The 13430-nt window shown below is 73.3% G+C and carries 14 protein-coding genes; 8 read left to right on the top strand and 6 right to left on the bottom strand.

Annotation, left to right across the window (positions count from 1 at the left end; all coding sequences use genetic code 11):
- Nucleotides 1-514 precede the first annotated feature (514 nt).
- The gene (locus tag AC068A_RS34405) at nt 515-1234 is read left to right on the top strand and encodes a hypothetical protein (RefSeq protein ID WP_478590219.1); all 720 of its coding nucleotides are present in this window, start codon (nt 515-517) and stop codon (nt 1232-1234) included.
- An 81-nt stretch (nt 1235-1315) separates the two neighbouring features.
- Here AC068A_RS34405 and AC068A_RS34400 read toward each other — a convergent pair whose 3' ends face one another.
- Nucleotides 1316-2368, bottom strand: coding sequence for an ArsR/SmtB family transcription factor (locus tag AC068A_RS34400; RefSeq protein WP_478590218.1), 1053 nt, complete (start codon nt 2366-2368; stop codon nt 1316-1318).
- Between the two features lie 701 nt (nt 2369-3069).
- Here AC068A_RS34400 and AC068A_RS34395 point away from each other — a divergent pair.
- Entirely contained in the window at nt 3070-5514 is a 2445-nt protein-coding gene (locus AC068A_RS34395) for a SpoIIE family protein phosphatase (protein ID WP_478590217.1), read from the top strand.
- Nucleotides 5515-5727: 213 nt separating this feature from the next.
- A complete protein-coding gene (locus AC068A_RS34390) occupies nt 5728-5976 on the top strand; it encodes a response regulator transcription factor (protein WP_478590216.1) in 249 nt (82 codons plus the stop codon).
- 28 nt (nt 5977-6004) lie between these two features.
- Here AC068A_RS34390 and AC068A_RS34385 read toward each other — a convergent pair whose 3' ends face one another.
- The 4 genes from AC068A_RS34385 to AC068A_RS34370 form a co-directional block, all read right to left on the bottom strand.
- A complete protein-coding gene (locus AC068A_RS34385; RefSeq protein WP_478590215.1) occupies nt 6005-7030 on the bottom strand; it encodes a serine/threonine-protein kinase in 1026 nt (341 codons plus the stop codon).
- 283 nt (nt 7031-7313) lie between these two features.
- The gene (locus tag AC068A_RS34380) at nt 7314-7637 is read right to left on the bottom strand and encodes a plasmid stabilization protein (RefSeq protein ID WP_478590214.1); all 324 of its coding nucleotides are present in this window, start codon (nt 7635-7637) and stop codon (nt 7314-7316) included.
- Between the two features lie 30 nt (nt 7638-7667).
- A complete protein-coding gene (locus tag AC068A_RS34375) occupies nt 7668-8228 on the bottom strand; it encodes a hemerythrin domain-containing protein (RefSeq protein WP_478590213.1) in 561 nt (186 codons plus the stop codon).
- Nucleotides 8229-8358: 130 nt separating this feature from the next.
- Complete coding sequence (locus tag AC068A_RS34370; protein ID WP_478590220.1) at nt 8359-8805, bottom strand: flavin reductase family protein; 447 nt, start codon at nt 8803-8805, stop codon at nt 8359-8361.
- A gap of 202 nt (nt 8806-9007) precedes the next feature.
- Here AC068A_RS34370 and AC068A_RS34365 point away from each other — a divergent pair, with 202 nt between their 5' ends.
- From AC068A_RS34365 to ligD, 3 genes are read left to right on the top strand one after another with little or no spacing between them, the layout of a single operon-like run.
- Nucleotides 9008-9250: a DUF6480 family protein gene (locus AC068A_RS34365; RefSeq protein ID WP_478590212.1), complete on the top strand. Its 243-nt coding sequence runs from the start codon at nt 9008-9010 to the stop codon at nt 9248-9250.
- 42 nt (nt 9251-9292) lie between these two features.
- Nucleotides 9293-9925, top strand: a complete 633-nt coding sequence (locus AC068A_RS34360; protein ID WP_478590211.1) for a DNA polymerase ligase N-terminal domain-containing protein — start codon at nt 9293-9295, stop codon at nt 9923-9925.
- Nucleotides 9922-10860: a non-homologous end-joining DNA ligase gene (gene ligD / locus AC068A_RS34355; RefSeq protein ID WP_478590210.1), complete on the top strand. Its 939-nt coding sequence runs from the start codon at nt 9922-9924 to the stop codon at nt 10858-10860. Before AC068A_RS34360 ends, ligD begins: the two co-directional genes overlap by 4 nt.
- 79 nt (nt 10861-10939) lie before the next feature.
- Here ligD and AC068A_RS34350 read toward each other — a convergent pair whose 3' ends face one another.
- Nucleotides 10940-11359, bottom strand: coding sequence for a CBS domain-containing protein (locus AC068A_RS34350; protein ID WP_478590209.1), 420 nt, complete (start codon nt 11357-11359; stop codon nt 10940-10942).
- A 425-nt stretch (nt 11360-11784) separates the two neighbouring features.
- Between AC068A_RS34350 and AC068A_RS34345 the strand changes: the two genes are divergently transcribed.
- Nucleotides 11785-11997, top strand: coding sequence for a hypothetical protein (locus AC068A_RS34345; RefSeq protein ID WP_478590208.1), 213 nt, complete (start codon nt 11785-11787; stop codon nt 11995-11997).
- 332 nt (nt 11998-12329) lie between these two features.
- Nucleotides 12330-13193, top strand: coding sequence for an isocitrate lyase/PEP mutase family protein (locus AC068A_RS34340; RefSeq protein WP_478590207.1), 864 nt, complete (start codon nt 12330-12332; stop codon nt 13191-13193).
- Nucleotides 13194-13430: the final 237 nt, after the last annotated feature.

Here is a 13430-nt window from a genome sequence, read left to right as displayed (position 1 = left end):
CGATACCGCCACCCACCAGAGCCGCGGAGGCACCGGCCAGAACAATACGACGGGTCCAAAAACGCTCGAACATCGGAATTCTCCACTCGGTATGGGAAGGGTTTTCATGAACCGCCCCGCATGATGGGCCGGAGTTTTCCACCGGCCCCGTTTCCTCCGGGGTTTCCCGGTGGGGCGTGCTTCCAATAAACCCTGCGAGCGAAGACGCGTCACGCCACTTGAATACGCGACTTGACGGCGATGGCCCATTTTGGTAAATGGCTGCCGCCATGCGGCGGCGGGCCCGCGGCGGCGAACCCGGCGCCTGGGCGTATACGCCGGAGAAGGAGAGAACACGCCGCACCGCGCGAGATCCTGCTCGCGGCATGATCCACACGCTAACGTCACCCTCGCAAAAGCCCCGGGGGATCTCCCCGACGTCTGCGACAACACCGAACGCATCCGACCACAGCCCCAGCGCCCACCCTCTTGGCCGCAGGCGAAGACTTCGCACAAGAATCCCGGAGAATTTCCGATGAACGCGCGTTCCTGGACCCGTCGTGTCCTGCTGGCCGCGGCTTCCGTGGCGCTGACCGGCGGCGTGGTGCTGCCGACGACCGCGATGGCCGCACCGGCAGCCCCGTACTACAGCACCTCCCTCGCCTCCGTCGGCTGTACCGGCCTCTGCCACGGCAGCACCAACTTCGCCGCAGGCGCCGGTGCCTCCGTCTCGTGCGAGGGCCTCTGCAACGAGAGCACCAACACGGCCGTGGGCGACGGCTCCTCGGGCGCGTGCACGGGGCTGTGCAAGGGCAGCAGCAGCACCTCCGTGGGGGTCGGCGCGTACAACGAGTGCACGGGCCTCTGCGGCGGCAGCACCAACACCGCCATCGGCGACGGCGCCTCCACCCTGTGCACCGGCCTGTGCACCGACAGCGTCAACACCGCGGTCAGCGACGACGTTCTGAGACTCGCGATGACCGCGGTCCAGGACGGCGCGCGGGCCACGAGCGGCTTCGACGGCCGCGACGGCGACGGCGCCACCGCCATCAGCGGCGACGCCACGGCCGAGAACAACACGCTCGGCGGTACCGCCATTTCCGGCGACGCCAACACCGGCGTCGGCATCTGCATCGGCGAGTGCACGATCGCCACGGGCAACGCGACGTCCGGCAACGCCAGCGCCGACGCCACCAACAACGGCGCTGCGACGGCGATCAGCGGTGACGCGACCGCCGCGGACACCGACGGCTGAGGCCATGCGAACACCCGCGGACGCCGGAAAGGCAGTGGCCTCTCCGGCGTCCGCGGTGTTGTCTGCGGCTCGCGCCGGCCGTCACGGCCCCGAGGCGGTGGCCCCGACGGGCGCGGCCCGGAAGTGGTGCCCGTTGAGCAGCGCGCTGCCCAACGGGGTCAGCGCGTGCATGACCGCGCTGCCGTGACGGGTGGTGGTGATGAGGCCGGCCTGGCGGAGCACGGTGGCCTGCTCGCTCGCGGTGGGCAGGGACGCCGAGATCCGCTCGGCCAGCTGCCCCGTGGTGCAGGGCCCCCGGCCGATCGCGTCCAGGGTGTGGGCGCGGGTGCGGCCCAGGAGGGCGGTGAGGGCCTTGTCCAGCCCGTACTCGGGCGTGGTCAGCAGCGCGGCGGCGTCGGCGACGCTGCGGATGACGGGCACGAACAGCACGGTGGGAGCCTGCCCGTCGACCTCGCTGGTGTAGGTGGCGGGTCCGGTCCGGCCGAAGGCCGAGGGGACCAGCAGCAGGCCCCGGCCGCGTAGTTCGACGGTGCCGGTGAGCGCTCCCCGGCCGACCTCCAGGACCGGGGACCGCCAGCGGAACCCGGGCGGTAGTCCGGCGAGCATCGCCTCGACCCCGTGCTCGGCGAGGACGCGGGCGTGGGCGGCCTGCTCTGCCTGCAACCGGGACAGGATCCGCGGCCAGTACGGGGCCACGGCGGAGCGGTGGGCGTCCTGGAGGTAGGTGAGCAGTTCCTCCCGGTCCTCGCGGTCGTACGCGATGTCCCCCCACGCGGTGCCCTGCCAGGGGCCGGTGCAGCGTGTGTAGCGGGCACGGACGCCGACGGCTCCGACGAGTTCGCTGTGGACGTGCTCCGCCCGCGCCGCGCGCAGGGCCTCGAGGCCCTCCTCGAGGGTGGCCTTCGCCCCGGTGACGGTGAACAGGTCCAGGTAGGCCTCGTGGAAGAGGGCGGAGGCGGGGTGCGTACGGGCGGCCGACGTCGCGTCGACCTTCCGCCGCCAGGCGTCGAACAGCGCCCGCTCCTGCGTCTGCTGCAAGGTCGTCAGGGAGAGCAGTGTCTCGCCGAGCGGACCCCAGGTCGACGCGATACGGGTCCTGGCGAGGTCCTCGGGCGTGAAGACGATGCGCAGCACGGGACGACCTCCTGGCCGGCTCCTGGGAGGGTCGGGGCTGACATCCTCCCCGCTCCCCCGGCCCGTCCCAAGAGGCCTTTGCGTCAGGCACTTCGGCGGTGGCCGAAAGGGTTGGGCCGTTCCGGGGCCTCGGTTGCAGGATCGTTTCCGGGGGCGACCGGGCACGCACCGGACGGAGGGTTCCGGCCCGTGTCCGCAGCCCCGGCCCGCGGGCCGCGTCCGGCGGTCCCGCCCTTACGGGGGTGGGGCGGAACCGCCGGACGCCGGAAGCGGGCGGGCCATCGACCGTCGTGTTCCGGGCGACGACCGGCGGTCCGAGTCCAGCCGTGCCGCCGCCGTGGCCGCCGGGCACGCGGGGGCCGCCGCCCCCGAATCCGGTCGTCTTCGCACAGGCCGCGGCGGCAGTCCCGTACCCGCCGTGCACATCTCCAGCAGCGACACCCCCGGCCACGTCGCGGCAGCCCTCGCACCGGAACCGGCCGCCGGCCCCGGGCGGAGGGCGCCGCGCGATGGTGTGGCAGGCGGGGACGCGGTCCTCGCCCTGGTCCGCGCGCTGCCGCGGCCACGGCCCTCGGATCAGTACGGACCGTACTGCGTTGGTGCTCCCTGCCCCGCTGGATCATGCTTGTCAGTGGGGCCTCTGGCCGTGCAGTTTCCCGTGGGACAGCGGCAACGGAACGAGCGAGGGCGAGTGAGCGGCGATGGAGCACCTTCCCACCTCTCCTGGTGAGCGGCCGGAGGAGACGGACGCCTCCCCTCAGCGGGCGTACACGGCCACGGCCACCATCAGCGAGCAGGGCATCGTGACCGAGTGGAGCGAGGGTGCCACCCGACTGCTCGGCTACGTGTCCTCCGAGGTCGTGGGACTGCCCGCCGACCGGCTGCTCGCCGAAGCCGCCGCCGACACGGCGCGGCGGATCACGCCCGGCCAGGAACGGTGGAGCGGCACGGTCGGGCTGCGGCACCGGGACGGCCACCGGCTGGAACCGGGGCTGCTCGCGCACCGCTGGACGTCCAGCGGCGGGACCGCCAAGTGGTTCGTGGTCTGCGCCGTGCCGGGCGAGCCCGCCACGCCCGCGGGCGAACCGCTGAAGGAGCTGAAGGAGTGGGCGTTCACCCAGTCCCCCTGCTTCCTGGCGATCTTCGACGCGGAGCTGCGGCTGGTGCGGGCGAACAACGGCATGGAGCGCGCCCTGTCCCTCACCGAGGCCGAGATGCGCGGCCTGCGGCTGCCCGAGATCGCCCCGGACCCCGTGAGCGACGAGACCGAGCGGCGGATGCGCCTGGTCCTGGAGACGGGGGAACCGCAGTACGTGGACGCCTTCATCCGCCCCACGGCCGCGGGATCGGAGCACGGCTGGGCGGCCTCGCTGGCCCCGTTGCGCGACCCGGACGGCCGGGTGCGCGCCGTCTGCCTGGCCGCACACGACCGGACCGGAAACGGGGAGGGCGTCCGGGCGCACATGCACCTGCCGGGTGACATCGCCGCCCACATCGGCACGGCCCTGGACAGCGCCCGCACCGCGCAGGAGCTGGTCGACGTCGCCGTCCCGCGGCTCGCCGACTTCGCCGTCGTCGACCTCCTCGAACCCCTCCCACGCGGCGACGAACCGTCCCCCGGCCCGGGGGCGGGGCCGGTCACCGTCTCCCGTACCGCCGTGCGGTCGGTGCTCGAAGGGGGCCCGGAGTCCCGGGTCGCGGTCGGGGAGACGACCGTCTACCCGCCGCTGTCGCCCCCCGCCGAGTGCCTGGCCGCGGGCCGCGGCGCCGTGTACGGGGCAGGCGACCCGGCCGTCGCCCGGTGGGCGGAGCAGGACGCCGGGGCCGCCTGGATCGGCGAGTACGGGACCCACTCGATGATGGTGGTGCCGATGCGGGCCGGCGACACCACGCTCGGGGTGGCCCTCTTCGGCCGCCAGCTGCACCGGGAGCCGTTCCAGCCGGAGGACCTGTGGCTGGCCGAGGAGCTCGGGCAGCGGGCGGCCGCCGGCATCCACGGCGCGGGCCGGCACCCCCGCGAGCACACCACCACCATGACCCTCCAGCGCAGCCTGCTCCCGCACACGCTGCCCGAGCAGGCGGCGCTCGAGATCGCCTCCCGGTACCTGCCCGCCGGCATCGAGGCCGGCGTGGGCGGCGACTGGTTCGACGTGATCCCGCTCTCCGGCGCGCGGGTGGCCCTGGTCGTGGGCGATGTCGTCGGCCACGGCATGCGGGCGGCCGCCACCATGGGCCGGCTGCGCACCGCCGTACGCACCCTGGCCGACGTCGACCTGCCGCCCGACGAGCTGCTCACCCACCTCGACGACCTGATCATCCACCTGTCCGCGGACGAGGGCGACCAAGACCCCGGCGGGGAGGCCGCCGGGGGCATCGGCACCACCTGCCTCTACGTGGTGTACGACCCGGTGACCCGCCGCTGCACCCTCGCGCGGGCCGGCCACCCCCCGCCTGCCGTGGTCTCCCCGGAGGGCTCCGTGTACCTGATCGACGTCCCGGCCGGTCCGCCGCTGGGGCTGGGGGGCCTGCCCTTCGAGACCGCCGAGGCGGAACTCCCCGAGGGCAGCATCATCGCCCTGTACACGGACGGGCTGCTCCAGACCCGCGACCGCGACATCGACGACGCCCTGGACAGCATGCTCGCCGCCCTCTACCGGCCGGCCTCCACGCTGGACACGGTCTGCGACCGCGTACTGACCGCCCTGCTGACCCACCCTCCCGATGACGACGTCGCCCTGCTCGTCGCCCGGACCCGGGCCCTGCACGCCGACCAGGTCGTCGTCTGGGACCTGACCTCCGACCCGTCCGTCGTCAGCCAGGCCCGCCGGTACACCACGGACCAGCTGACGGCCTGGGGGCTGGAGGAAGCCTCGTTCGTCACCGAGCTGCTGGTCAGCGAACTGGTCACCAACGCGATCCGCTACGGCCAGCCGCCCATCCAGCTGCGGCTGATCCACCAGAACAGCACGCTGATCTGCGAAGTCTCCGACTCGAGCAGCACCGCCCCGCACATGCGGCGGGCCCGGACCTTCGACGAGGGAGGGCGGGGCCTGCTGCTGGTCGCCCAGCTCGCCCAGCGCTGGGGCACCCGGCCCGCCCCCATCGGCAAGACCATCTGGGCCGAGCAGTCCCTCGTCGGCTTCTGAGGGCGCCGCACACCGTGTTGCCATGCACCGCGCAGCCCTGCCTGAAACGGGACGGGCGGGCCCTGTGACACGCCTGTGACAGTCGACGGACACCGCCATGACGTCGCGCAGCCAGTCTTTTGAGCAGGGACAAATACCGACATTCAGGTATAGATCCCCTGCTTCCGAGGGTGTGAGCAGTGATGACCGAACCGATTCGTCGGAGGAAATCCCATGAGCCTCACCCTGACCGCCCCGACCGCCGTGACCGCCCCGACCGCCGAGGCCACCGCCTCCGCCCTGGCCCCGCGTGAGCAGGAGGCGCTGCGCCACATCGCCGCCGGCTGCACCTATCTGCAGACCGCCCGCAACATGGGGCTCTCCAAGCACACGGTCGACGCCTACCTGCGCCGGATCCGCGCCAAGCTGGGCATCAACACCACGGCGGAGATGACCCGCCTGGCCGTCTCCATGGGGCTGTGACCCCGCCGCACGCGGAAGGCCCGACGCCCTACGTCCCCGGCGGCCCGCCGGACGGGCTGCGGAAGACCGGGGCCGCCCAGGCCGGAGGCTCCGGCGGCGGCTCGGCGTCCGGCGTTGTCCCGGGAGACCGCTGATCCGCCCGGGACCCGGGATCCGAGCGCCGGGCGGCGGTCCCGGTGGCGGCGCGCAGGGCGGCCACGAATTCCAGGCAGGAGTCGTAGCGGTCCTCGGGCACCTTCGCCAGGGCCTTGGCCAGGACCTCGTCGGCGGCGGGCGCGATGTCCGGCCGCTTCTCGGTCACGGGAGGCGGCGGATCGTACTGGTGGGCCCACAGCAGCGCCGCGTCCTCCTCCCGCTCGAAGGGCGGCCCGCCCGCAAGGGACTCGTAGACCACGCAGGCGAGGCTGTAGAGGTCGCACCTGCCGTCCACCGGCCGGCCGGAAATCTGCTCGGGCGCCATGTAGTCGAGGGTTCCGACGAACTCGCCGGCGGTGGTGAAACCGGTGAGCGACAGCGACTTCTTCGTCAGCCCGAAGTCCGTGAGGTAGACGTGCTCGGGGTGGTCGCTGTCGGTGCCCGCGGCGACCAGGATGTTGCCGGGTTTGACGTCCCGGTGGACCAGATCGTGCTCGTGGGCGGCGTCGAGTGCGGAGGCCACCTGGCCGGCGATGCGCAGGGCGGTCGCGACGGGGAGCGGGCCCTCCCGGTCCAGCAGGGCCCGCATGTCCAGGCCGGAGACGTACCGCATGGCGATGTAGAGGACGCCCTCGGTCTCGCCGGCTTCGTAGATCGGCACGATGTGCGGGTGGTCGATGGACGCGGCCACCCGCGACTCGTGGGTGAAACGGCGCCGGAAGGTGTCGTCGCGGGCGCGCTCCGGGGCGATCAGCTTGAGCGCGACCGTACGGTCCAGCCGCAGGTCCTTCGCGCAGTAGACCACGGCCATCCCGCCGCGGCCGAGCATGCGCTCCACCCGGTATCCCGCGATCTGCTTGCCGATCAGGCCGGAGCCGCGGCCGCCCGCGTACACGCTCAGGTGCGATGCCGTGCCCATGGCTCGGGCACCCCCTCACCGGCCGGGCCGGCGGCGCCGTCCGCCCGGGCGCGGTGGTGCCGGCTCGGACGCGCGATCGACGCGACAGGCCGCTCCTGCATACCCGAAAGTCTATCCAGTGATCCACACGCCTGCCCGTTCGCGCCCGCCTGCTTTCCGGGGCACCGCTGCGCCCCGGACCGCCTGCGTGCCGGGGCACCGCTGCGCCCCCGGAAGGGCGGGGAAGGGAACCGCGAGCTCTCGCGCTGACACGGGACACGGGACACGGGCCGGCAGGCCCGGGTCAACGGCCCAGGGCCTGCTTCAGTTCGGCCTTGTCCATCTGGGAGCGGCCCTTGATGTTCCGCTTCTTCGCCTCGTTGTACAGCTGCTCCTTCGTCGGCCCTTCGGAGCCGCTGTGCGACCGCTGTCCGCCGCGCTTGGAGGAGGACATGTCCTGGATGGAGGAGCGGCTGGCGGTCTTCGACTCGCCGGAGCGGGCCCGTTCCTTGTTCACGGTCCGGGCTGCGATCTCCTTGGCCCGCTTCTCGGACTCGCCGCGGTCCAGCGCGGACTCCTTGATGTGTTCGTACTGTCGTTCCCGCTTCGGGGAAGAGCCGCGGGGCATGGTTCTCACCTTTCGTACCGTGGTGTGTGTTCAGGCCGCCTTGCCGCGGCCGGTGACGAGGTCCCGTGCCCGGTCGACCAGGCCGAGGCCCGGGGCGAGCAGCTTGTTGGCGGGCGGGGTGGAGGGGCTGCCCGGGTGCGGGCGGGTCGGTGCGAGCTTCTTCGCACGCCGGATGCTGTCGCCGAGCCCGTCCAGATCATGCTGCGGGCAGTTGTGCCGCAGGGCCGGGAAGAGGTTCTCCTCCTCGTCCTTGATGTGGGCGAGGACCTCCGTGCGCAGTTCGCCCACGCACCGGTCGAACTCGGCACCGGCCGGGTCCAGTTCCTCCAGCTCCTTGAGCATCTCCTCCGCCCGGGCGTGGTCGGCGATCTCCTTGTCGGCGATCCGGTCGCCGCCGTCGAGGTGCTCGCGGACGGCCGGGTAGAGGTACTGCTCCTCCGCGACCGAGTGGCGGACGAGTTCGATGGTCAGCAGGTCGGCGACCTCCCGCCGCCGTTCGCCCTCGGTGGTGGTGCGCAGTTGTGCGAAGTAGTCCTTCACCTCGTCGTGATCGGCAGTGAGTTCCTTGACGACGTCTCCACCGTGCCCCATGGGGTGCCTCCGTCCGGTGGTCCGGGACGGTCGCCCGGAACTCCACCGGTCGGCGCCTGCCCCGTAGCCCGCCCGTCATGCCGGGAAACCGCGATCGCAGCCGCCGGCGGCTGCGACGGGTGGGGGCCGCTCAGACCGGGTGGCCGGGCTCCAGGCCACGTACGTCGGCGTACCGCAGCGGCGGGGTGGCCGGGCCGGGGGCCGGCGGCGACTGCTCGACCGGGGACAGCAGGAATCCCTCGTGGTCGCCGCCCGCGACGACGCCCTCGATCCGGCCGGTGAACCAGTCGGCCACGTCCGACAGCACCGGGCTGCCGTCGCGGCCGGGCCGCCAGCCGGTGCGGGCGAACTTGTCCACGCGGTCTCCGGTCCGGCCGCCGAAGAGCTCCGCCAGGGCGCGCTGGTCGCGGCGCAGCAGGTGCACGGTGAGGTACCGGGCACCGCGCGCGACCCGGTGGGTGTGGTTCGCGCTCGACAGCCAGACCACGAAGCGGGGCGGATCGATCGAGCACTGCGAGGCGAACCCGACCAGGCACCCGGCCCGCTTGCCGCCCGACGCGACCGTGACCACGTACATGGGTCCGTCCAGTGCGGCGTTGAAGGCGTCGAGGCCGGGGGCGGGTTCCGGCACAGGTGGCTCCTGGGGTCGGCTGCGGGGCCGGCGGGGTGCCCCTCCTGCCATCGGCAGGAGCGGGGTCCGGCTTGAGCGTACGAACGGCCCGGGCGAACGGTGTCCGCCGGCGGTGCATACCCGAGCCGTTCGGGGGGAGGCGCCGGGCATGAACAGAAACCACCCCCCGAGCAACCCGGACCCCGACCCGCGGCGGACGGCGGGACTGACACGGGGCGGCGGTGTGCCCCCGGGCGAGACGCCGCCGGCCGAGGCGGGCACCGGCACCGGTACGGGTCCGCACCGCCCCCTGAAGCGGGGCTGGGTACGCGGCCCGCTCGCCATCATCGTCGCGCTCGCCCTCGTCGTCGCCCTGTTCTTCCTCGCCTACGGCATCGTCCTGGCCCTGTGACGGCCGCCGGGCCGTTGGGGCCGATGGTGTGAGGAGGAGCCCGTGAGTCCCGATCCTGCCGGCGCGCTGGCCGAGTACCGGCGGCGCCGCGACTTCTCCCGCACGCACGAGCCGAAGGGCGGACGTGCGACCGCGGGCCAGGACGGCTCGCCCTCGTTCGTGGTGCAGATCCACGACGCGACCGCCATGCACTTCGACTTCCGGCTGGAGGTCGACGGGGTGCTGAAGTCCTGGGCGGTGCCGAAGGGGCCGTCGGCCGATCCGCGCGACAAGCGGTTGGCGATGCCGACCGAGGACCATCCGCTGGAGTACCGCGACTTCGAGGGCGTGATCGCGCCCGGCGAGTACGGCGCGGGCACCGTCATCGTCTGGGACGAGGGCACCTACCGGAACCTGACCGCGGACCGCGCCGGGCGGGAGGTCCCGTTCGGCGAGGCCCTGGAGGGCGGCCACGCCTCGTTCCGGCTGGACGGGCGCAAGCTGCACGGCGGGTATTCGCTCACCCGTATCCGCGGCCGCCGTGGCGGGGAGCGCGAGGCCTGGCTGCTCGTCAAGCACGCCGACGGGCGCGCCCGCGCGGGCGGCACGACCGATCCGCGGCGCGCCCGCTCGGCGCACAGCGGCCACACCCTCCGCCAGGTCGCCGCGGAGGCCGGCCCCGGGAGCGGCTCATGAAGGAGCCGGCGACGAAGGAGACGGCGACGAAGGACGTACGGGTCGGCGGGCACACGGTCGAGGTGTCCCGGCCCGACAAGCTGCTCTTCCCCGGGGACGGCTTCACCAAGGCCGATCTGGTCGACTACTACCACCGGGTGGCCGGGCGGATGCTGCCGCACCTGCGCGGCCGCCCGCTCATGCTGGAACGCCACCCCGACGGGATCGACGACTCCGGTTTCATGCAGAAGGACGTCCCCGACCACTTCCCCGGCTGGCTGGCCCGGGTCGAGCTGCCCAAGGCGGACGGGACCGTCACCTACGCCCTCTGCGAGGACACGGCCTCGCTGCTGTACCTGGCCGGGCAGGCGTGCGTCACCCCGCACCGCTGGCTCTCCCGGGCCGACCGCCCCGACCACCCGGACCGCTTGGTCTTCGACCTCGATCCGCCCGGTCGAGCGGACGACTTCGGCGCCGTCCGCCGGGCGGCGGAGCGGCTGCACGCGCTGCTGGAGGAGCTGGAGTTGCCGTCGCTGCCGATGACCACCGGCTCACGCGGCCTCCACGTCGTGGTGCCGCTGCTCCGCCGGGAGCCGTTCGACGAGGTCAGGGCCTTGGCGCGGGAGGTCGCGGAGCTGCTGGCCGACCGGTACTCCGACGAGCTGACCACGGCGCCGCGCAAGCGGGACCGGCGCGGAAGGCTCTACCTCGACGTCCAGCGCAATGCGTACGGGCAGACCGCCGTCGCCCCGTACGCCCTCCGGGCCCGGCCCGGCGCGCCCGTCGCCGCGCCGGTGGACTGGGAAGAGCTGGACGACCCGAAGCTGACCGCCCGGCGCTGGACCCTCGCCGACACCGACCGGCTGCTGGACCGCTACCCCTGGCAGGGGGCGCCGCGGGGGCGCTCTGCGGCCGCGGCGCGGCGCCGGCTGGCCGATCTGCGGAACGGGAACTGACCGGGCCCTCGCCGAACGAGCGTCGGCGCCGTCCCGGGAGGGGCGGCGCCGGGCGTGCGGGGCGGGTCGGGATCGGGTGTCAGGAGTTCGGCGGGGCCGCGCTGATGTCCGCGAGGGCGGAGGTGCCGTCGCGGTCCATGGCGACGTCGCCCAGGGAGACGATGCCCACCGGGCGTTCCTTCTCGGTGACGGGGATCCTGCGCAGCGCGTGGGTGCGCATCAGGTCGAGTGCCTTGTCGATGTCGTCGTCCGGGCCGACGGTGACGAGTACCCGGCTGCACACCTCGGCGACGGTCGTCTTCTCCGGTTCCCTGCCTTCGGCCAGGACGCGGACGACGAGGTCGCGGTCGGTGACGACGCCCTTCAGGTGGCCGTCGTCGACGACGAGGACGTCGCCGATGTCCTGATCGCGCATGCGACGCGCGGCCTCGGCCACCGACACCTGTACGGCGGTGGTGACCGGACGCTCTGTCATGATCTCTCGGATCTTCTGGGACATGGGTTCCTCCCTCTCGGGTGCCCTCGTGGCCGCGCCTTCCCCTGCTGCCCTGCGGCAAACAGCCACGGCGCCGAAACGGCCGCTACGCGGCCTCGCCCGTGCGGGCCAGGGCCTCGGCCAGTTCGCGGTGTACATGCCGACGGGGACGCTCACGAGCCCGAAGCCCAGTACACCGGTCCAGACCGGTCTGGCCATGTCGATCACCGCTTTCCCCCTCGGGTGCGCGGCGTCTGCCCGCCGGGCCCCGCCGGAAACGGCGGCCGCGGTCGGGCTCCGACGCAACCGCCAGTGGCCGGTTTGGCGGGCGGCGGAGCGGTTAGGCGCGGGTCGGCGGGAGGCGATTCCCGCTGTCGGCCGGTGTGCCCACGCGGTGACGCAGCAGAGGCGATCGGCTACGGGGGGACGACCTGGGAGTGTGGAACACCATGGGCGGCGAGAGCGACAGGCAGGACCGCGACAGGCGGGACAAGGGCCGGATCCGCGGGCGGTCGCCGGAACCGGACCGGCTGAGGACGGGCGGCCGGCCGCGCAGCCCCGACGAGATCGCGCACGAGCGCGGCCGGGAGGACGCGACGATGCGCGACGTCATGCACGAGCTGAGCGAGGGAGACCTGGACGACATGCGCGACGACCGCTGAGGCGGATACTCGGGCCGCGCGCGGCGTCGCCCGGTCGTCTACTGGAAAGGCCCCGGTCGTTGCCCCGGACCGGTGGCGCCGATCGAAACCTCCCCTCGTGGACGAGGGGGACCCCAGCGCAGGCCGTGGTCGTCACTGGTGGTGGTGGCCGTCTCCGACGGGGCAGCCTGGCAGAGATCAGGTGAAATCACTCCCCCTGGAGAGTGAGCAAAGCGCTCGCCTCGGGAGTTCCCGGTTCTCCCGCGAAAGCATCGGGCTCCGGCAAAGGACCGTCGTGCCGCGACGGTCCCGCCACGTCCGTGTGCTGCTTCACCATGGCGAGGAGTCAGGCGTTGACCTTCGGGAACAATTTGCGGGAACAGATCGCCGCGCCGGGAACCACCCCCCTGATCGGCGTGTACGACATGTACTCGGCATCCATCGCGGCCCGGCACTACGACGGGATGTTCGTCTCCGGCTTCGGCTTCGCCGCCTCCTACTACGGGCTGCCGGACATCGGGTTCATCGCCTGGCCGGACATGCTCGCCTTCGTCCAGCGGCTGCGCGGCGCGTTCCCCGGGCACCACCTGCTCGTGGACATCGACGACGGCTACGCCGACCCGGAGGTGGCCTGCCACGTCGTTGAGGGGCTGGAGCGGATCGGGGCCTCCGGGGTCATCCTGGAGGACCAGCGGCGCCCGCGCAGGTGCGGGCACGCCGACGGCAAGCAGGTGCTGCCCCTCCAGGAGTACCTCGACAAGCTGGAGATGGTCCTGGCCGTCCGCCGGGACATGGTCGTGGTGGCCCGTACGGACGCCACCGAGGAGGCCGAGATCCTGCACCGGGCCGAGCGCCTGGCGGCCACCGGTGCCGATGCCGTCCTGGTCGACGGGGTGCGCAGCGTGGAGGGGATCCGGCGGATCCGGGAGGTGGTCGGCACCAAGCCGCTGCTGTTCAACCAGCTCGCGGGAGGGAAGTCCCCGCGGCTCTCGCTCGGCGAGCTGGCCGGCCTCGGCGTGAACGTGGCCGTCTACAGCACCCCGTGCCTGTTCGCCGCCCACGAGGCGATGGACTCGGCGCTGCGCGACCTGCGGCGCGACGACGGCCGCCTGCCCCCGGTGACCGCCGACGCCGGGATCGGGGTCGCCGCCGCGACCCGGCTCCTGGAGGACAACGTGGCCCGGCTGCGACCGGTTACCGAGCGGGTGGGGATGTGAGCCGGCGGGGCGGGAGGATGCGGGCGGCCGTCCCGTGCCCGCCGCGGCCCTGATCGTGCTGCCGCGCCGGGCGGCCTCGTCGCCGGCCTGGTCGCGCCGACACCGACGGTGACGGTTCCGACGGCCGCGAGGGCGACGGCATCGCGGGCGGCACGGGTGCGGGTTGTGTACTTCACCGGTGTTCCTGTTCCTGTCAACTGCAGGCGGGCGCCGGTGCGTTCGCATGGTTCCACGGTT

It is taken from the genome of Streptomyces sp. NPDC043854 (assembly GCF_056436005.1).
The sequence above is the reverse complement of the archived record's forward strand: the minus strand, read 5'-3'. Positions and strand labels throughout refer to the sequence as shown.